The organism is Streptomyces sp. DSM 120436 (assembly GCF_055778765.1).
In genome coordinates this window covers 1451951-1471548 of sequence record NZ_JBSKBS010000002.1, presented here as the reverse complement: position 1 = coordinate 1471548, position 19598 = coordinate 1451951, and the positions used below count along the sequence as shown (strand labels likewise).

The following is a 19598-nucleotide window of genomic DNA, read 5'->3' as shown; positions in this document are numbered from 1 at the left end:
AAGCGCCCGATCAGGGCGTCCCGCGGCGCATCCGCCCCGCCCAGGCAGCCTCAACTTCCTTTGTCAGAAGCATTGACGAAGCTCTCCGCCCCCTCCTACGGTCGTCCGCGTCGTACTTCGTACGTCATATATGAGACGCGATACGCGAGATCCGATACGCGTGATCCGACGCGAGATCCGAGAGGCGCGCATGACCTCTGTGCCCACGCCGATCCCCTCCCGCACGCAGTACGTGCTGGAGGAGATCAAACGCCGCATCCTCACCGGCCGGCTCACCCCCGGCCAGGCCCTGGTCGAGACCGACCTCGCCGCGCAGTTCGGGGTGTCCAAGACCCCGGTGCGGGAGGCGCTCAAGACCCTGGCCGGCACCGGCCTGGTGGTGATGAGCCAGTACAAGGGCGTCACGGTGCGCATGGTCGACGCGGACATGGCGCGCGAGGTCTACGACGTGCGGCTGTTGCTCGAACCGGAGGCGCTCAAGCGCGCCGTGCGCCGCGGCGCCTCCCTGGACGACGCCCGCGAGGCGCTCACCCGCGCCGACGAGGCCACCGACACCGCCGAACGCTCCCTGGCCAACCGGGAGTTCCACCGAGCCCTCTACCTGCCCTGCGGCAACCCGCTGCTCGGCCGGATGCTCGACGAGGTCCGCGACCAGGCCGCCCTGGTCTCCGCGGTCGCCTGGGCCGCCGACCCGTCCTGGGAGCGGGAGGCCGACGAGCACCGCGTGATCCTCGACCTGGCCCTCGCCGGGGACGCGGACGGCGCCGCGCGCGCCCTGCACGCGCACATCGCGTCCTTCGTGCGACGCGCCTTCCCCGAAGCGGGGTTCGAGGCGGAGTTCGCGGCGGCGCTGGAATCCCGGAAGGACGGTCAGGCATGACGACGACGTCTCCCACCCAGGCGGGCGGATCCCGGGCGGGCGAACCCCGCGCGTCCGGGGCCCAGGCGGACGAACCCCGCACGTCCGGGTCCCGGACGTTCGAGCCCCAGCGGGCCGCCCTGGCCGGCGTGGTGGCGATCCCCGTCACCCCGTTCGCCGAGGACGGCTCCGTGGACCCGGACACCTACCGGGCCCTGCTGCGCCGCCTCCTCGACGGAGGCATCACGACCCTCACGCCCAACGGCAACACCGGGGAGTTCTACGCCCTCACCCCGTCCGAGCGGCGGCTGGTCACCGAGCTGACCGTCGAGGAGGCCGGCGACCGCGCCGCGATCCTGGTGGGCGTCGGCCACGACGTGCCCACGGCGGTCGCCTCCGCGCGGCACGCCCGCGAGCTGGGCGCGCAGATGGTGATGGTGCACCAGCCCGTCCACCCGTACGTCTCGCAGAGCGGCTGGGTCGACTACCACCGGGCCATCGCCGAGGCCGTGCCCGAGCTGGGCGTCGTTCCCTACATCCGCAACGCGCAGCTCACCGGCGCCCGCCTCGCCGAACTCGTCGACACCTGCCCCAACGTCATCGGTGTGAAGTACTCGGTGCCGGACGCGGCCCGGTTCGCCGCCTTCGCCCGGGACGCGGGACTGGAACGCCTGGTGTGGGTGGCGGGGCTCGCCGAGCCGTACGCCCCCTCCTACTTCTCGGCCGGCGCGACCGGCTTCACCTCGGGGCTGGTCAACGTCGCCCCGTCCGTGTCGCTGACCATGCTGGAGGCACTGCGCACCGGCGACTACCCGACCGCCATGAAGGTGTGGGAGCGGATCCGCCGCTTCGAGGAACTGCGCGCCGCCAACGGCTCCGCCAACAACGTCACCGTCGTCAAGGAGGCCCTCGCCTGCCTCGGCCTGTGCCGCCGCGAGGTCCGCCCGCCCAGCAGGCCGCTGCCCGAGAGCGAGCGCGCCGAGGTCGCCGCCATCGTCGCCGGATGGTCGATATGAAGTCACCCGAAGAGCTCCGCAGCCACCAGTGGTACGGCACGGACGGACTGCGCTCCTTCAGCCACCGCGCCCGCACCCGCCAGCTCGGTTACCTGCCCGAGGAACACCTGGGCAAGCCGGTCGTGGCGATCCTCAACACCTGGTCCGACATCAACCCCTGCCACGCCCACCTGCGCGACCGCGCCCAGGCCGTCAAGCGCGGGGTGTGGCAGGCGGGCGGCTTCCCGCTGGAGTTCCCGGTCTCCACCCTCAGCGAGACCTTCCAGAAGCCGACCCCCATGCTCTACCGCAACCTCCTCGCCATGGAGACCGAGGAGCTGCTGCGCTCCTACCCGGTCGACGGGGCCGTGCTGATGGGCGGCTGCGACAAGTCGACGCCCGCCCTGCTCATGGGCGCGGCCAGCGCCGGCCTGCCCGCCGTGTTCGTGCCCGCCGGGCCCATGCTGCCCGGGCACTGGCGCGGTGAGACCCTCGGCTCCGGCACCGACATGTGGAAGTACTGGGACGACAAGCGGGCCGGCCTCATCGGCGACTGCGAGATGCAGGAGCTGGAGAGCGGCCTGGCCCGCTCGCCCGGCCACTGCATGACGATGGGCACCGCGTCCACGCTGACCGCCGCCGCCGAGGCGCTCGGCGTCACCGTCCCGGGCGCGTCCAGCATCCCGGCCGTCGACTCCGGGCACGACCGGATGGCCGCGAGGGCCGGCATGACGATCGTCGACCTCATCCGCGAGGACCGCCGGATCGGCGACATCCTCACCGCGGACGCCTTCGAGGACGCCGTGACGACCGTCCTCGGACTCGGCGGCTCCACCAACGCCGTCATCCACCTGATCGCCATGGCCGGACGCGCGGGAGTGAAGCTCACCCTCGACGACTTCGACCGCATCGCCCGCACCGTCCCGGTGCTGGCCAACGTGCGGCCGGGCGGCCAGAAGTACCTGATGGAGGACTTCCACTTCGCGGGCGGGCTGCCCGGGTTCCTCTCCCGGATCCCGGACCTGCTGCACCTGGACCGTCCCACCGTCTGCCACGACACCCTGCGCGAACAGCTCGCCGGCGCGCGGGTGCACGACGACGACGTCATCCGGACCCGCGACAACCCGGTCGCGGAGGAGGGCGGGGTCGCCGTGCTGCGCGGCAACCTCTGTCCCGACGGCGCCGTCATCAAGCACATCGCCGCCGAACCGCACCTGCTCCGGCACACCGGCCCCGCCGTCGTCTTCGACGACTACAAGGAGATGCAGCGGACCATCGACGACCCGGCGCTGGGCATCACCGCGGACAGCGTGCTGGTGCTGCGGGGCGCCGGCCCCAAGGGCGGTCCGGGCATGCCCGAGTACGGCATGCTGCCGCTGCCCCGCCACCTGCTCGAGCAGGGGGTGCGGGACATGGTCCGGATCTCCGACGCCCGTATGAGCGGCACGAGTTACGGCGCCTGCGTGCTGCACATCGCCCCCGAGTCGTACGTCGGCGGACCGCTCGCGCTGGTGCGCACCGGCGACCTGATCACCCTCGACGTCGAGAACCGCACCCTCACCCTCGACGTGGACGACGAGGAGCTGCGGCGCCGCCGCGCGGAGTGGACGCCGCCGCCCGCGCGCCACGAGCGCGGCTACGGCGCGCTCTACGACGACCAGATCACCCAGGCCGACGCCGGCTGCGACTTCGAGTTCCTCGCCCGCCCGGGCGCCGTCCAGGACCCGTACGCGGGCTGACCCGCCCGCCCGGGCGGAGCCGGCCTCCGCACACCCGTGCAGAAAGCGCTTCCTATCCGCCCCGCGCCACAGTCCCAGGCACCGCACAGCACGACGTACCGAGAAACGGAGAACAGTCATGGCCCAAGCCGCAGCCGTGGCGAAACCGCCCGCGCCACCGAGGCGGCGCCGTGCCTCCGCCACACCCCGCCGACTGCCCTACCTGCTGATCGCGCCGGCCGCCCTGCTCATGCTGGGGTTCATCGCGTACCCGGTCCTCAGCGTCTTCTACTACAGCCTGCGGGACTACAACCCCACCAAGCCCTGGCGGAACGGCTTCGCGGGACTCGACAACTTCACCCGCATCTTCACCGAGGACCCCCTCTTCTGGGACACCCTCGTCTTCAGCGCCAAGTGGGTGTTCGTCGAGGTCGGCCTGCAACTGCTGTTCGGCCTCGCCCTCGCCCTCATCGTCAACCAGACCTTCGTGGGCCGGGCCCTCGGCCGCGCGCTGGTCTTCTCCCCGTGGGCCGTCTCCGGCGTGCTGACCTCCGCGATCTGGGTGCTGCTCTACAACTCCCAGACCGGCATCACCCGTTACCTCGCGGACCTGGGCATCGGCGAGTACGGCGTGAGCTGGCTGTCGGACACCTCCACCGTGTTCCCGGCGGCGGTCGTCGCCGATCTGTGGCGCGGGGTGCCCTTCTTCGCGATCCTCATCCTCGCCGACCTCCAGTCCGTCTCCAAGGACCTCTACGAGGCCGCCGAGGTGGACGGCGCCAGCCGTATCAAGCAGTTCTGGCACATCACGCTGCCGCACCTGAAGGACGCCATCATCCTCTCCACGCTGCTGCGCGCCGTGTGGGAGTTCAACAACGTCGACCTGCTCTACACGCTGACCGGGGGCGGACCCGCCGGCACGACCACCACGCTGCCGCTGTACATCGCCAACACCTCCGTCGACGCCCATGACTTCGGCTACGCGTCGGCGCTGACCACGGTGGCGTTCGTGATCCTGCTCTTCTGCTCGATGGTCTACCTGCGGCTGAGCAAGTTCGGAGGCGAGAAGTGATCACCAAGGAGGCCGCCACGGCCGCCCCCGCCCCCGCGCCGGCCGTCCCCGAGCCGCCCCGGCCCGCGAAGCGGCACCGGGCCTGGGACGAGGCGCCCCGCTGGCAGATCTACCTGCCCCTCGGCGTCTACCTCGTCTTCACCCTCATCCCCTTCTACTGGATCCTGCTGTTCGCGCTCCGCCCGGCCGGCTCCACCTCGCTCGTGCCCTGGCCGATGACCACCGCCCACTTCGAGAAGGTGTGGACCGACCGCGGCTTCGCCACCTTCTTCCAGAACAGCGTGCTCGTCGGCGTCGTCACCCTGCTCATGACCACCCTGGTCGCCCTGGCCGGCGGCTACGCCCTCGCCCGGTTCGACTTCAGGATCAAGCGCGGGTTCATGCTGGCGCTGCTCTGCTCCCAGTTCGTGCCCGGCGCGCTGCTGCTCGTGCCGCTGTTCGAGATCTTCGCCGAACTGCGGATGATCAACTCCCTGGGCAGCGTCATCATCGCCGAGACGGTGTTCCAGCTGCCGCTGTCGATGATCCTGATCAGCAACTTCATCAAGAACGTGCCGTACTCCCTGGAGGAGGCCGCCTGGGTCGACGGCTGCGGCCGGTTCCGGGCGTTCCGGGTGGTGGTGCTGCCGCTGCTGCGGCCCGGCCTGATCGCCGTCGGCTCCTTCGCCTTCGTGCACTCCTGGAACCACTTCCTGTTCGCCCTGATGTTCCTCAACAACCAGGAGAAGCAGACCATCCCGGTCGGCCTCAACACCCTGATGAGCGCGGACAGCGTCGACCTCGGCGCGCTCGCCGCGGGCGGCATCATCGCGGCCGTCCCCGTCGTGATCGTGTTCGCCTTCATCCAGAAGTGGCTGATCACCGGCTTCAGCGCGGGGGCGGTGAAGGGATGACCGCCTCGCCCGCCGCATCCGGCGCCCCGCTGCCCGTCGTCCTGGCCGGCGCCCGCGGCCACGGCCGCTGGCACGTGGAGAACATCCGCCGCCTCCAGGCGAAGGGACGGGTACGGCTCGCCGGCATCTGCGAGCTGACCCCGCTCACCGAGGACGAGTTCGGCGGCGACCTCCCCGAGCAGTCCGCCGACCTCGGCGCGCTCCTCGACGCCACCGGCGCCCGCGCCGCGGTCGTCTGCACCCCCATCCCCACCCACACCGGACTCGCCCTCACCGCGGCCGAGCGGGGCGTGCACCTGCTGCTGGAGAAGCCCCCGGCCCCGTCGTACGCCGAGTTCCGCCGGATGGCGGACGGGGTCGCCGCGGCCGGGGTGGCCTGCCAGATCGGCTTCCAGTCGCTCGGCTCGCACGCCGTGCCCGCGATCCGCGGCCTGATCGCCGAGGGCGCCGTCGGCCGGGTGACGGGGATCGGCGGGGCCGGCGCCTGGGTGCGCCCCGAGGCGTACTTCCGCCGCGCGCCCTGGGCGGGCCGGCGACGCCTTGACGGCGTCGACGTGGTCGACGGGGCGCTCACCAACCCCCTCGCGCACGCCGTCGCCACCGCCCTCGCCCTCGCCGGGAGCACCCGCGCCGAGGACGTCGCCAGCATCGAGACCGAACTGCTGCGCGCCAACGACATCGAGTCCGACGACACCTCCTGCGTCCGCGTCACCACCGTCCGGGGCGGCTCGGTCACCGTCGCCGCCACCCTGTGCGCGGAGCGGGCCGACGAACCGTACGTGGTGGTGCACGGCACCAGCGGCCGGATCACCTTCTGGTACAAGCAGGACCGCGTCCTGCTCCAGCGCGCCGGCCACGGCCCCGAGGAACTCCACTTCGGCCGCACCGACCTGCTGGAGAACCTCGTCGCGCACCTGGACGACGGCACCCCGCTGCTGGTCACCCCGGACGACACCGGCGCCTTCATGCGGGTCGTCGAGGCGATCCGCACCGCCCCCGACCCGGTCCCGCTGCCCGACGGCGCCTGGCGCCGCGTCCCCGGCGAGGACCGCCGGGTGGTGCCCGGCGTCGACGCCCTGGTCGCGGCCGCCGCGGAGCGCCTGGCCCTCTACTCCGAGCTGGGCGCCCCCTGGGCCCGGCCCGCCCGCCACCGTCCGCCGAAAGAGGTGAGCACCCGATGACCGGCAACGACTCCGTGGTGCTGCGCGTCGCCGGCCGGCCCGTCGGCCGGTACGTCACCCGGCCGGAACTGCCGGCCCGGCTCTCCCCGCGGCCCTGTCTGCACCCCGTCACCACCCTGGCCGGCACGGAGGTCACCGAGCTGAGCCCCGCCGACCACGCACACCACCTCGGCGTCGGTGTCGCCGTTCCCGACGTCGAGGGGTTCAACTTCTGGGGCGGCCGCACCTACGTCCGCGACCAGGGCCCCACCGAGCTGGACAACCACGGCGCCCAGCGGCACACCGCCTACCACCGGCGCGGGGCCGACGGCTTCACCGAGGAACTGCGCTGGACGGCCGCGCCCGGCGAACTGCTGCGCGAGCGGCGCACGGTCACCGCGACCGCGCTCTGCGACCGCGCGTGGGCCCTGGACCTCGCCTTCGCGCTCACCAACGTCACCGGACGCCCGCTGTCCTTCGGCAGCCCCGCCACCAACGGCCGCCCCGGCGCCGCCTACGGGGGCTTCTTCTGGCGGGCCCGCAAGGAGGACGCTGCGCCGGACGTGTTCACCGCGGCGGCCGACGGCACGGACGCGGCGCACGGGCGGACCGCCGACTGGGTCGCCCTGGCCGGCTCCGCCTGGACCCTCGTGTTCGCCGCGGCCACCGAGGAGACCCGCCGCGACCCCTGGTTCGTGCGCACCGAGGAGTACCCCGGGGTGGGCTCCTCCCTCGCGCACGACGCGCGGCTGCCGGTCGCGCCCGGGGAGACGGTGGAGCGCCGGGTCGTCACCGTCGTCGCCGACGGCCGCCTCGGCCGCGCGGAGGCGGCCGCCCTGGTCGCGAAGGCGGTGAGCCCATGAGCGCCGGCCCGGACGAGCACGTCTACCGCAACCCGGTCCTGAACGCCGACTGGTCCGACCCCGACGTGATCCGCGTCGGCGACGACTTCTACCTCACCGCCTCCAGCTTCGGCCGCGTCCCCGGACTGCCCCTGCTGCACTCCCGCGACCTGGTCAACTGGACCCTCGTCGGCCACGCCCTGCAACGCCTGGAACCCGAGAGCGAGTTCGCGGTGCCCCGGCACGACTGCGGGGTGTGGGCGCCGTCCCTGCGCCACCACGACGGCCGCTTCTGGATCTTCTGGGGCGACCCCGACCAGGGCGTCTTCCAGGTCAACGCCCCCGAGATCCGCGGCCCGTGGACCCGCCCGCACCTGATCAAGGCCGGCAAAGGGCTGATCGACCCCTGCCCGCTGTGGGACGACGAGACCGGCGAGGCGTACCTCGTGCACGCCTGGGCCATGTCCCGCTCCGGCGTCAAGAACCGTCTCACCGGTCACCGGATGCACCCGCACGGCACCGAACTCCTCGACGAGGGCGAGGTGATCGTCGACGGCGACCGCATCCCCGGCTGGTTCACCCTGGAAGGACCCAAGCTCTACCGGCACGACGGCTGGTTCTGGATCCTCGCCCCCGCCGGGGGAGTGGAGACCGGCTGGCAGGGCGCCTTCCGCTCCCGCTCCTTCTTCGGCCCGTACGAGGAGAAGGTGGTCCTGGAGCAGAAGGACACCGACGTCAACGGTCCGCACCAGGGCGGCTGGGTGCGCACCCCGTCCGGCGAGGACTGGTTCCTGCACTTCCAGCAGCGCGGCGCCTACGGCCGCGTCGTCCACCTCCAGCCGATGCGCTGGGACGAGGACGGGGGCTGGCCGGTGATCGGGGACGACGGCGCCCCCGTCGCCGCACACCGCCGCCCGGACCTGCCGCCGCAGCCGCCCGCCGCGCCCGCCGGCGACGACGACTTCCCCGGCGGACGCCCCGGCCGCCAGTGGCAGTGGACCGCCAACCCCCGGGACGGCTGGGCCACCCACCACTTCGCCGACGGACTGCGCCTCGCCTGCGTCCGCACCGCCGACGCGCACGACCTGCGCGCCCTGCCCCACGTCCTCACCCAGCGGCTGCCCGGCGCCCCGTGCACCGTCGAGGTGGACCTGCGGCTCGACGACGGCGAACCCGGGGCGCGCGCCGGGCTCGTGGTGCTCGGGGACGCCTACAGCTGGATCGGACTCGAGCGCGGCCCGGACGGCGCGGTGCGGCTGGTGCACCGGTTCGCCGAGACGGCGGCCAGGGGGGCGCCTCCCACGCCTTCGGGGCAGTGGGGGAGGGAGCGGGACGCCGCACCCCCGCGCCCCGCCCCCGGCGGCCGGGCCCGGCTGCGCGTCGACATCGGCGCCGGCGCGCGCTGCCGTTTCTCGTACCGCACGGAGGACGGCACCGAAGACGACACCGAAGACAGCACCGAAGACGGCACCGGGGACGGCTTCCGCCCCTCCGGTCAGGTCTTCGCCGCGACTCCCTGGCGCTGGGTCGGTGCTCTGCTCGGCCTGGTCGCCCTGGCGCCCACCGGACAGGGACACGCCGGTACCGCCACGTTCACGCAGTTCAGGATCCGTATCCAGGAGAAGAGAGCCGACCGATGAAGATCAGCATTCTCGGAAGAAGCACGGGCAGCGGGCGCCGCGGCAGGACGTCGGCGGCCGTCGCCCTCGGAGCGGTCCTCGCCCTGACCGCCACCGCCTGCGGGGACGACGGCAGCGGCGGGGGCGCGGGAGCCGAGGGCGACGGCACCGGGAAGATCGTCTTCTGGGACAACAACGGCGGTGTCCGCACCGACGTCTGGAAGGAGATCATCGCCGACTTCGAGAAGGAGAACCCGGACATCGACGTCCAGTACGTCGGCATCGCCTCCACCGAGTACCAGTCCAAGGTCGACACCGCCATCCAGGGCGGCGGCATGCCGGACGTGGGCGGCATCAGCGCGTCGATGCTCGCGGGCTTCGCCGCCCAGGGCGCGCTGGAACCGCTGGACGAGCGGCTGGAGGGGTCGTCCCTCGACGGCAAGCTCAACAAGGACATGATCGAGTCGATGCGGGCGGCCGGGGGCGGGGACGACCGGCTGTACTCCGTGCCGACCTCCGCCAACAACGGCGTCCTGTACTACCGCACCGACATGTTCGAGAAGGCGGGCTTGAAGGAGCCGACCACCTGGGACCGCTTCTTCGAGGCCGCGGAGAAGCTCACCGACAAGGGCGACAACCGCTTCGGCTACACCATCCGCGGCGGCGCCGGCTCCATCGCCCAGGCCCTGGACGCGATGTACGGGCAGTCCGGCATCACCTCGTTCTGGGACTCCACCGGCAAGAAGACCACGGTCAACGACCCGGAGAACGTCAAGGCGCTGGAGAAGTACGCGGGCCTGTTCAAGCGGGTCACCCCCGCCGCCGACCTCAACAACGACTTCACCAAGATGGTCGCGCAGTGGGATTCCGGCGAGATCGGGATGCTCAACCACAACCTCGGCTCCTACCAGGACCACGTGAAGGCGCTGGGCACGGAGAAGTTCCGGGGCATCCCGCAGCCGGTCGGCCCCGGCGGCAAGCGGGTGCAGGTCTCCAACCCGGTCGACGGCCTCGGCCTGTTCAAGAGCTCCAAGAACAAGGACGCCGCCTGGAAGTTCATCGAGTTCGCCGCCTCCGCGCAGTCCAACTCGAAGTTCAACGAGTCGGCGGGGCAGGTGCCGGCGCACGCGGACGCCGCGAAGGACGCGTGGATCGCGAAGGCGGAGCCGACGAAGCTGGCCGCCGAGGCGCTGAGCGACGGGTCGACGACCATCGTGCAGCTGCCGTACTACCTGCCGGACTGGAACACCGTCTCGAAGGCGGACAACGAGCCGAACTTCCAGAAGGTGCTGCTCGGGGACATGAGCGCGAAGGACTTCCTGGACGGGCTGGCCAAGCAGTTGAACGAGGCGCAGACCGAGTGGGACGAGCAGATGAGCTGAGCGGTGCCTTTCGCCGGGGGCGGCCTGTGAGTGCGCAGGCCGCGGGCCGTCCCCGGCCGGTGCACCGAACCCTGGACCACGTACCGGCCGTACCCGCGCCGGTACCTGGACGGCGCCCGGACGCGGGGAGCGCGTCCGGTGCCGGCGACCCCGGTGGAACGGCGGCGGTTCGACGCGGACGGGCGGACCGTGCCCGGCCACGGGGAGCGCCCGGCGGCGATGCGGGCGCCGGCCCGGCAGGAGCGGGTCGCGCTGCTCGACGTCCAGGCGCTGTCCCTGGCGCTGTGGCAGGAGCTCGGGCCCGAGGCGACGCGGACGTACTTCAACTGGACCGACACCGAGCAGGACGACACCCAGTTCCCCCGACGGGCGCGATCGCCGTGGCACGGCTGGTCGCCCGGGAGCCGCCGCGCACCCGGGTGCTCGCGCCGCACGACGTGCGGCGGCTGGACCAGGAGATCCCCCCGTCGTGGATCACCTGGCCGGATGCCGCCGCGTGACACCCCCCGGACCACGAACAGGAGAGCCGCACCATGAACGTATCTGTATGGCATGGGCATGCTAGAAAAACCGGTGTGCTGGCCGGCTGCACCGCCCTCGCGCTGGCCCTGACCGGTACCGCCGCGCAGGCCCACACCCCCGCGCACGCGCACCGCGACCCCGCACGCCAGACCCTGCCCGCGGGCGACGGCTGGGCCTCGTACGGCACCGGCACCACCGGAGGCGCCGCCGCCGACGCCGCGCACGTCCGCACCGTGACCGACTGGGACCAGTTCACCGCCGCCCTCGCCGAGGGCGGGGACACCCCGAAGATCATCAAGGTGAAGGGCGTCCTCGACGCCGTCGCCGACGGCTGCGACGCGCTCGCCGCCCCCGGCTACGACTTCGACGCCTACCTGGAGACGTACGCCCCCGAGACCTGGGGCCTGGAGCGGGACCTGGCCGACGAGCCCGACGACAGCCCCGAGGGCCTGCGCCGCGCCTCCGCGGCCAACCAGGACGCGGCGATCAAGGTGAACGTCCCCTCCAACACCACGATCATCGGCGTCGGCCGCGGCGCCGCCGTCAAGGGCGCCAGCCTCCAGATCAAGGGCGTCGACAACGTCATCGTCCGCAACCTCACCCTGGAGAGCCCGGTCGACTGCTTCCCGCAGTGGGACCCGACCGACGGCGACCGCGGCAACTGGAACAGCGAGTACGACACCGTCGTCGTGTACGGCTCGACCCATGTGTGGCTGGACCACAACACCTTCACCGACGGCGCGCACCCCGACAGCGCGGCCCCCACCCACTTCGGCATGCTCTACCAGCAGCACGACGGCCAGCTCGACATCGTCCGGGGCGCGAACCACGTCACCGCCTCCTGGAACGTCTTCACCGAGCACGACAAGACGATCCTGATCGGCAACAGCGACAGCGAGTCCACCGCCGCGGGCGACCGCGGCAAGCTCAAGGCGACGTTCCACCACAACCTGTTCGAGAACCTCACCGAGCGGACCCCGCGCGTCCGTTTCGGACAGGTCGACGTCTACAACAACCACTTCGTGGCCGGCTCCGGCTACGGCTACAGCTTCGGCATCGGCAAGGAGTCCCAGCTCGTCGCCGAACACAACGCGTTCACCCTGCCCCGGGGCACCAGCCCGGCGAAGATCCTCAAGCGCTGGAACGACGCGCCGCTCACCGCCCGGCACAACCTGGTCAACGGCAGGCCGGTCGACCTGATCGCCGTGCACAACGCGGAGATCCCCGAGGAGACCCTGCGCTCCGGCGCCGGCTGGACGCCCACCCTGCGCAAGGCCGTGCACCCCGCGTGGGCCGTGCCCGTCCTGGTCGGCCTCGGCGCGGGCGCCGGCCGCCTCCGCTGACCCGCACCCCTCCGTACCGCCGGTGCGGTCCGCCCCCACTGCCGACCGCACCGGCCCCCGCCCGCCCCAAGGAGCACCCGCATGCCCTCGCCCCTGTCCCGGAGGAACGCCCTGCTGGCCGGCGCCGCGGCCGGCTCCGCCCTCGCGCTGTCCGCCGCACCCGCCCACGCGCGCCGCCGCCCGCACGGCCCGTTCGGCCGGCACGGCTCGCCGTCCGCGCGGCTCACCCCTACCACCCTGTACGTCCACCCGCACGGCGCCGGCGACTTCACCGGTGTCCAGGCCGCCGTCGACGCCGCCACCGGCCCCGGACGCACCCTCGTCATCGCCCCCGGCGTCTACCGGGAGACCGTCTCCGTCCCCGCCGACCGCACGGACATGACCTGGATCGGCGCCTGTGACGACGCCCGCGACGTGGTCGTCGTCCACGACAACGCGGCCGGCACCCCCCGACCCGGAGGCGGCACCTACGGCACCTCCGGGTCGGCCACCACCACCCTGCGCCCCGACGGCTTCACCGCCCGCCGGATCACCTTCGCCAACGACTGGCTGCGCGCCGACCACCCCGGCATCAGCGGCACACAGGCCGTCGCCGTCAAGGTCATGGGCGACCGCAGCGCCTTCTTCGACTGCCGGTTCCTCGGCCACCAGGACACCCTCTACGCCGACTCGGCGTCCCTGGCCACCGTGGCCCGCCAGTACTTCGCGCGCTGCTACGCCGAGGGCGACGTCGACTTCGTCTTCGGCCGGGCCACGGCCGTCTTCGAGGACTGTCACTTCCGCACGCTGCTCCGCCCCGACCTGAGCTCCGCCCCCCTCGGCTTCGTCTTCGCGCCCTCCACCGCCGTCGCCAACCCGCGGGGTTTCCTGGTCACCCGCAGCCGGATCAGCAGCGAGGCGCCGGACGGCTGCTACAAGCTGGCCCGCCCCTGGGTGCCCGGCTCCGACCCGACCGCCCGGCCCATGCTCACCGTCCGTGAGACCCGGATCGACGCCGGCATCGACGCGGTCGCCCCGTACGCGAACATGTCGAGCGGCCGTCCCTGGCAGGAGCAGCGCTTCGCCGAGTACCGCAACACCGGGCCGGGTGCCGTGATCACCGTGCCGGAGAACCGGCCCCAGCTCGACCGGGTCCGGGCCGCCTCCCACACCCCGCGGGCCCACCTCGGCGACTGGCGGCCCCGGTGACAGCCCCCGCCCCCGGCCCGCCCGGCCTCCACCGGGCGCTCAGGGACGACCTGCGCTTCCCGCTCGCCTGGGGCACCTCGCCGGTCCGCGACTTCCCCGCGTGGCGGCGGGCGGCCCGGGCCAAGGTCGAGGAACTGCTCGTCGTCCCCCGCCAGGACGGCGTCCCGTACGCGCCGCGGTACACGGACCGCTCGGAGGCCGACGGCTTCACGCGCGAACTCGTGACCGTCACCCTCACCCGCCACACGCGGGTCCGCGGTGCCCTGCTCACCCCGTGGGGCACCGGCCCCTTCCCGGCCGTGCTGCTGCTGCACGACCACGGCTCCCGGTTCGACATCGGCAAGGAGAAGGCCGTCCGGCCCTGGTACGACGACACCCGGCTCGCCTCCGCCGGGGAATGGGCCGGCCGGCACTTCGACGGCCGCTTCGTCGGGGACGAACTCGCCCGGCGCGGCCACGTCGTGCTCTGCCCGGACGCCCTCGGCTGGGGCGAGCGCGGGCCCCTCGCCTACGAGCAGCAACAGGCGCTGGCGAGCAACCTCTTCCACCTCGGCTCCTCGCTCGCCGGACTCCACGCCCGCGAGGACCAGCGGGCCGCGGCCTTCCTGGCGGGACTGGACCGGGTGGACGCGCGCCGGGTCGCCGCCCTCGGGTTCTCCATGGGCGGCTACCGGGCCTGGCAGGTCGCCGCCCTCAGCGACGACGTCGCGGCCGCGGCGAGCGTGTGCTGGATGACGGGCCTGAGGGAGATGATGGTCCCCGGCAACAACACGCTGCGCGGGCAGTCGGCGTTCCACATGCTCCACCCCGGGCTCGCCCGGTACCTCGACATCCCCGACGTGGCGAGCATCGCCGCGCCGAAGCCGATGCTGTTCTTCCACGGCGGACGCGACGCCCTCTTCCCCGCCGGCGGGGTGCGGGCCGCGTACGACCGGCTGCGCGCCGTCTGGCGTTCGTGCGGGGCGGAGGACCGGCTGCGGCTGAAGACCTGGCCCGAGGCCGGCCACGTCTTCGACGCCGCGATGCAGGACGAGGTGCACGCCTGGCTCGGCTCCGTCCTGCGCGGCTGATCCGCGCGGCCGAGGACCTGCCGGCCCGCCCCTTCCGTGACGCCGGAACGTCGGGGCGGTCCCCGGTCACCGCCGTCACGGTGAACCGTGCGGCCAGGGAGCGGGCGTGCCGTGACCGGTGAGGACCGCGCCGGACGCCAGGTCGCGGGCGGCGTCGGCGAAGTACCGCTCGTCGGCACCGGGGGCGAGGGCGAGGACGACGCCCTGGCCGAGGCCCGTGAACAGGGCCCTGAGCGCGGTGACCGGACGGCGTGCCCGGTGCGGTGTCACGGGGGCTTCGCCGGTGGGACCCGCCGGTGGACGACGCGGCCGGGCGGTCCTCCTGCGTCCGGACGGACGCGGCGATCCGGGACCCCGGCTCGGGGCCGTGCAGGGCCGTGTCCAGCGTCGCCGTGCCGCTGGTGGCCGCCGGCCCCGGACACCCGCGCGGAGGACTCCGCACCGGAGGGCCCCGCACCGGGAAACGCGGACGCCCCCACCGGGCGTGGGCCGGCGGGGGCGCCCTGACGGCCCTTTGGATGGGGGTCCGAAGGGCCGGGGTTCCGGCGGGCCCGAGGGGGGGTCGGGCGCCGCCGGGACCGGGCCGCCGGATGTCGAGACGGCGGCCCGGGACCATGTCACGGACGCGGCGGGATCACTTGTAGGTGATGTCCGAGTCCGAGAACTTGCAGTACTTCCCGTCGGGGCCGGAGCCGAGGTCCTTCGGCTCCTTGCCCGAGTTGTTGCCCTGGTAGCGGGTGCAGGTCTTCATCTTCTTCTTGCTGTCGCCGTGGATGCGGATCCCCGACAGCGTGGCGGTGTCGCCGTAGTTGGTGTTGATGCCCACGATCGACTTGCCGGGCGCGGTGAGGTCGATGTCCTTCAGCACGATCGTGCGCTTGTACTGCGTCTTGCAGTTGCCGCAGGAGCGCACCAGCTTGCCGAAGTCCTCGACCTGGAAGCCGCTCACGGTCAGCGTGCCGGCGCCGTTGAACTGCAGCACCTTGTCGTCGGCCTTCCGCGCGCCGCCGCCGATCACCTTGTACTGCGCCGACGAGGACTTGCCCTTGAAGCTGGCGGCGTCCTCGCCGACGTCCAGCCACCACACGTTCTCCAGCGTGCAACTGCCCTTGCAGTGCACCCCGTCGGCGGCCGGGGTGCCGATGACGACGTTCTTCAGCGTGGCGCCGTCGGCCAGCTCGAAGACCGGGTCCTGGCCCTCGTCCTGGCTGTCGCCGCCCAGGGCGCCGGTGCCGTAGAACTTCTTCATGCCGCCGTCGTAGACGCCGGAGACCGGCACGGTCTTCGACACCGGCTTGCTGCCGGTGTCCGAGGGCCAGGACGGAGCGGCGCTCGCGGTGGACAGCATCGTCGAGGTGACGATCGCCGCACCCGTGATGCCGAGCGCGGAGAACCCGGCGATCGCCGCCCGCCTCTTCGCGGTCCGGCGCCGGTGGGAGACGCGCTGTTCGGCTCGTGCAGTCATGCCATTCCTTGCGTGGAGAGGGTCTTTGCGTCTCTTGGTCGCCGCCGCAGCAGGAAGGGTTGCCGCCTCTCCGAAGAATTTTTTTCCGGGCCGGCCGTCACGAGTCCCCGTCGTCGGACGAACCGTCCTCGTCCGCCGCCGCCTTGTCCCCCCGGCGCGCGAAGTCGCCGCCCACGGAGAGCCGCTGCGCATCGGTGGCGGCCGTCGCGGTGTAGCGGTCGTCCCCGGCGTCCCGGCCGCCCCGCTCGTGGTCGTACTGCCCCGCGAACACCCACTCGCCCGGCGGGACCGCACGGCCCTCCTTGAGCGTCCAGGTGTAGACGAGGAAGCCGCCCCGCTCCCGGACCGTGAGGTCGAAGTCGGCCTCGGGCAGCGAACGCCAGGCGCCGGTGGAGGCCACCTTGCCGGTCTGCGCGATCCGCAGCTCCACGGTGAGCGCGGTCAGCCGCTCGGTGGTCTTCAGGGTGACGTTGCTCTGCGCCCAGAACTCGTTGCTGTGCGGGTCCACCGAGCCGTCCGACCACAGCGGCCCGTCCTCCACCCCGGCCGGCGGCCGGACGGTGCCGGACGCACTCGGCGTTCCGGCGGACGGGGCGCCGGTGTCCCGCGGCCGGTCCGGGGCCTCCGAGGAGGGCTCCACCGGCGGCACGGGCGCCCTGCTCGTCGCGTCCGGGGAAGGCGTGGGCGTCGGGACCGGGGAGACGGCCACGTGCCGCTGCGAAGGCGGCTCGTCGTCCTTCACCGCGGAGGCGACTGCGTAACCGCCCACCGCGAGCACACCGGACACCGCGGCCGTCGCGCCCGCCATCCGGAGCCAGCCGAACACCGGCGGGCGCCGGGCCCGGTGGTCCGGCCGGGCCGGGCCGGCCATGCCGCGCTCGATCCGGGCCCACATGCGCTCCCGGTCGGGCTCGTGCGCCCCGGCCGCCTCCTGCAGCCGGGCGCGCAGCTCCTCGTGCACGTCCCGCCGCATCGTCACCGGTCCCTTCCCCCGTTCCCGCCGGAGTGTTTGCGCATACCCTCGGCCGTGTCCCCGCGGGCGGCCGCCCCCATCGCCGCGTGCACCCGCTGCGGCACCTCCCGCGCGCCCAGCAGCCGCTGCAGTTCGGCCATCCCCTTCGAGGTCTGGCTCTTCACCGTACCCACCGAGACGCCCAGGGCCAGCGCGGTGTCCTTCTCCGACAGGTCGAAGGCGTGCCGCAGCACCACGCACGCCCGCTTGCGGAACGGCAGCCGGCGCAGCGCCTCCCGCACGTCCACCACGCCCGCCACGTCGGGGTTCTCGGTCCACTCCTCGCGCTGCGGCCAGAACAGCGCGATCCGGCGCCGCTCGCGCACCGCGCTGCGGATCCGGGTGCGGGCCAGGTTGGCCACCACGCCCCGGGCGTACGCCACCGGGTGGTCGGCGGCCCGCACCCGGTCCCAGCGGTGCCACAGCGCCAGCAGCGCGTCCGCCGCCAGGTCGTCGGCGGCGTCCGCCTCACCGGTCAGCAGATGGGCCAGCCGGGACAGTTCGGCGTAGTGGCGCTCGAAGAAGGCGTGGAACTCCACGGAGGCGGTGTCGTCGACGACGGTGCCCATGGCCTCCCTCCCCTCGCGGCGGCGTCGGGCGCCCGGCGGGCACCTGTGTGGCTGTGCGCGTCGTGTGGACGGCGTGTGCGTGTCCGGCGTCGACCGGACGAGATCCGGAGCGTAGCAGTGATCGTTCATGCGTTCGTGCGGGGGGCCGAACGCCGTCTGACGGGCCGACAGCCGGCTCCGCCCTCCGGGCTCCGTCCTCCGGGCTCCGTCCTCCGGGCTCCGTCCGAACTCCGTACCGGACGGGCGCGGTCCGGCCGGCGCGCGCCCGTCGGCCCTCCGGCGCAGGGGGCACTCGTCAGCTCCGGCACCGCGTCCGGCGCGCGGAGGACGACGCCGTCGCCGGCCCGCTCCGCGGTCGGCCCGGTCGAGCGGATCCCGGGCTCTGGGCGGGTGCGGGCGGAAGAGGACGGGCCGTCCCCCGGGGGGAGGGGGCGGCCCGTCCGTGCGGGCGGCCTCCCGGCCGGAGGGGTCCAGTCCCCGAACGCGGCTTCCCCCGCCGTCCGGACGGCGCCCGCGGTGCCGCGACGCGCGGTCAGCCTTCCAGTTCCAGCACCAGCTCGTCGGTCTCCTCGCCCCGCCCCGGCGCGTACGCCGTGGCCTGCCCGGTGACGTGGAAACCGCACTTGTGCAGCACCCGCAGCGACCCCGCGTTGTCGGCGGCCACGCGCGCGTACAGCGGGCGGTCGGTCACCTCCGCCAGCAGCAGGCGCAGCGCGGTCGTGGCGATGTCCTTGCCCCAGTGGGCGCGGTCGATCCAGTACGTCACCTCGCGCTCGCCCGCCTCGCCGTAGACGGAGGCGGTGCCCACCACGTCACCGTCCGCGAGCACGGTGCGCGCCACGATCCCGGGGGAGCGGCGGACGCGCGCCCAGTGCGCGTCGAAGCGGTCCCGGTCGGCCGGGTCCTCCGGGGTGAAGGCGGCCATCCGCACCGCTTCCGGGTCGTTCATCTGCCGGTAGAAGACGGGCAGGTCGCTGTCGTGCACCGGGCGCAGGGCGATGTCCACGGGTCAGAGCCTCCGGGTGGCCAGGGTCAGCCGGTCGCGGGCGTCGAACAGGGCGTCCTTCACCGTCTGTTCGTGCGCCGGGGTGAGCCGGGCCACCGGGACCGAGCAGCTGATGGCGTCCCGGGCGGGCGTGCGGTACGGAAGGGCGACGCCGAAGCAGCGCAGCCCCAGGGTGTTCTCCTCGCGGTCCACGGCGAAGCCCTGCTCCCGCACCTGGTGCAGCTCCTCGATGAGCTTCTCCCGGTCGGTGATGGTGTTCTCGGTGAGCGCGGGCAGCGTCTCCGGGAGCATCTTGCGCACCTGCTCGTCCGTGCGGGTGCTCAGCAGCGCCTTGCCCAGCGATGTGGAGTGCGCGGGCAGCCGGCGGCCGACGCGGGTGAAGGGGCGCAGGTAGTGCTGGGACTGACGGGTGGCGAGGTAGACGACGTTGGTGCCGTCGAGACGGGCCAGGTGGATGGTCTCCGTGGTGTCGTCGGAGAGCCGGTCCAGCGTGGGCCGGGCCGCCGCGACGACCTCGTCGCCGTCGATGTACGAGGTGCCCACGAGCAGGGCCCGCACGCCGATGCCGTACCGGGTGCCCGTCGCGTCGGTCTCGACCCAGCCGAGGTCGACGAGTGTGCGCAGCAGCATGTACAGGCTGGACTTGGGGTAGCCGACGGCTTCCTGGACCGCCGCCAGGGAGTGCATCCCGGGGCGCCCGGCGAAGTATTCGAGCAGTTCAACGGTCCGCACCGCGGACTTGACCTGCGCCCCGCCGCCCGTCTCGCCAGCCGACATCGCCCTTGACCCCTTCGTTCGCCGGGAAATAGTCTCCGAAGCGCATTCACCCACAGAGACAGTGTTCAGTATATCGAACAAGCGCCGTGGGTGGCGTCCGTACTGC

At 73.2% G+C, this 19598-nt stretch carries 18 protein-coding genes and 1 pseudogene; 13 read left to right on the top strand and 6 right to left on the bottom strand.

Going from position 1 to position 19598, the window contains the following annotated elements; all coding sequences use genetic code 11:
• Nucleotides 1-190 precede the first annotated feature (190 nt).
• The 13 genes and pseudogenes from ACWH4W_RS28765 (at nt 191) to ACWH4W_RS28705 (ending at nt 14663) form a co-directional block, all read left to right on the top strand.
• Entirely contained in the window at nt 191-880 is a 690-nt protein-coding gene (locus ACWH4W_RS28765) for a GntR family transcriptional regulator (protein WP_473078725.1), read from the top strand.
• Entirely contained in the window at nt 877-1875 is a 999-nt protein-coding gene (locus ACWH4W_RS28760) for a dihydrodipicolinate synthase family protein (RefSeq protein WP_473078724.1), read from the top strand. Before ACWH4W_RS28765 ends, ACWH4W_RS28760 begins: the two co-directional genes overlap by 4 nt.
• Nucleotides 1863-3593: an L-arabinonate dehydratase gene (gene araD, locus ACWH4W_RS28755; RefSeq protein WP_473078723.1), complete on the top strand. Its 1731-nt coding sequence runs from the start codon at nt 1863-1865 to the stop codon at nt 3591-3593. The genes ACWH4W_RS28760 and araD overlap by 13 nt, the downstream gene beginning before the upstream one ends.
• A 118-nt stretch (nt 3594-3711) precedes the next feature.
• The gene (locus ACWH4W_RS28750) at nt 3712-4644 is read left to right on the top strand and encodes a carbohydrate ABC transporter permease (protein ID WP_473078722.1); all 933 of its coding nucleotides are present in this window, start codon (nt 3712-3714) and stop codon (nt 4642-4644) included.
• Complete coding sequence (locus ACWH4W_RS28745) at nt 4641-5537, top strand: carbohydrate ABC transporter permease (RefSeq protein ID WP_473078721.1); 897 nt, start codon at nt 4641-4643, stop codon at nt 5535-5537. The genes ACWH4W_RS28750 and ACWH4W_RS28745 overlap by 4 nt, the downstream gene beginning before the upstream one ends.
• Entirely contained in the window at nt 5534-6718 is a 1185-nt protein-coding gene (locus ACWH4W_RS28740) for a Gfo/Idh/MocA family protein (protein ID WP_473078720.1), read from the top strand. The genes ACWH4W_RS28745 and ACWH4W_RS28740 overlap by 4 nt, the downstream gene beginning before the upstream one ends.
• Nucleotides 6715-7560, top strand: coding sequence for a DUF6807 domain-containing protein (locus ACWH4W_RS28735; protein WP_473078719.1), 846 nt, complete (start codon nt 6715-6717; stop codon nt 7558-7560). Before ACWH4W_RS28740 ends, ACWH4W_RS28735 begins: the two co-directional genes overlap by 4 nt.
• Nucleotides 7557-9179 carry a glycoside hydrolase family 43 protein gene (locus ACWH4W_RS28730; RefSeq protein ID WP_473078718.1) on the top strand — a complete coding sequence of 541 codons (1623 nt, stop codon included), beginning with the start codon at nt 7557-7559 and terminating at the stop codon, nt 9177-9179. Before ACWH4W_RS28735 ends, ACWH4W_RS28730 begins: the two co-directional genes overlap by 4 nt.
• The gene (locus ACWH4W_RS28725; RefSeq protein WP_473078717.1) at nt 9176-10540 is read left to right on the top strand and encodes an ABC transporter substrate-binding protein; all 1365 of its coding nucleotides are present in this window, start codon (nt 9176-9178) and stop codon (nt 10538-10540) included. Before ACWH4W_RS28730 ends, ACWH4W_RS28725 begins: the two co-directional genes overlap by 4 nt.
• Nucleotides 10541-10591: 51 nt before the next feature.
• Nucleotides 10592-11040: pseudogene (locus ACWH4W_RS28720) on the top strand (SGNH/GDSL hydrolase family protein); the annotation flags it as partial.
• A 33-nt stretch (nt 11041-11073) separates the two neighbouring features.
• Nucleotides 11074-12405 carry a pectate lyase family protein gene (locus ACWH4W_RS28715; RefSeq protein ID WP_473078716.1) on the top strand — a complete coding sequence of 444 codons (1332 nt, stop codon included), beginning with the start codon at nt 11074-11076 and terminating at the stop codon, nt 12403-12405.
• Between the two features lie 81 nt (nt 12406-12486).
• Nucleotides 12487-13593, top strand: a complete 1107-nt coding sequence (locus tag ACWH4W_RS28710) for a pectinesterase family protein (RefSeq protein WP_473078715.1) — start codon at nt 12487-12489, stop codon at nt 13591-13593.
• Complete coding sequence (locus ACWH4W_RS28705; protein ID WP_473078714.1) at nt 13590-14663, top strand: dienelactone hydrolase family protein; 1074 nt, start codon at nt 13590-13592, stop codon at nt 14661-14663. Before ACWH4W_RS28710 ends, ACWH4W_RS28705 begins: the two co-directional genes overlap by 4 nt.
• Nucleotides 14664-14738: 75 nt before the next feature.
• Here ACWH4W_RS28705 and ACWH4W_RS28700 read toward each other — a convergent pair whose 3' ends face one another.
• From ACWH4W_RS28700 to ACWH4W_RS28675, 6 genes are all read right to left on the bottom strand, one after another.
• Nucleotides 14739-14933: a hypothetical protein gene (locus tag ACWH4W_RS28700; protein ID WP_473078713.1), complete on the bottom strand. Its 195-nt coding sequence runs from the start codon at nt 14931-14933 to the stop codon at nt 14739-14741.
• A 364-nt stretch (nt 14934-15297) separates the two neighbouring features.
• On the bottom strand, nt 15298-16128 hold the full coding sequence (locus ACWH4W_RS28695; RefSeq protein ID WP_473078712.1) for a pectate lyase: 831 nt from the start codon (nt 16126-16128) through the stop codon (nt 15298-15300).
• A 97-nt stretch (nt 16129-16225) separates the two neighbouring features.
• Entirely contained in the window at nt 16226-17107 is an 882-nt protein-coding gene (locus tag ACWH4W_RS28690) for a hypothetical protein (RefSeq protein WP_473078711.1), read from the bottom strand.
• The gene (locus ACWH4W_RS28685; protein WP_473078710.1) at nt 17104-17709 is read right to left on the bottom strand and encodes a SigE family RNA polymerase sigma factor; all 606 of its coding nucleotides are present in this window, start codon (nt 17707-17709) and stop codon (nt 17104-17106) included. Before ACWH4W_RS28685 ends, ACWH4W_RS28690 begins: the two co-directional genes overlap by 4 nt.
• 532 nt (nt 17710-18241) lie before the next feature.
• On the bottom strand, nt 18242-18715 hold the full coding sequence (locus ACWH4W_RS28680; protein ID WP_473078709.1) for a GNAT family N-acetyltransferase: 474 nt from the start codon (nt 18713-18715) through the stop codon (nt 18242-18244).
• Nucleotides 18716-18718: 3 nt separating this feature from the next.
• Nucleotides 18719-19492, bottom strand: a complete 774-nt coding sequence (locus tag ACWH4W_RS28675) for an IclR family transcriptional regulator (RefSeq protein ID WP_473078708.1) — start codon at nt 19490-19492, stop codon at nt 18719-18721.
• Nucleotides 19493-19598: the final 106 nt, after the last annotated feature.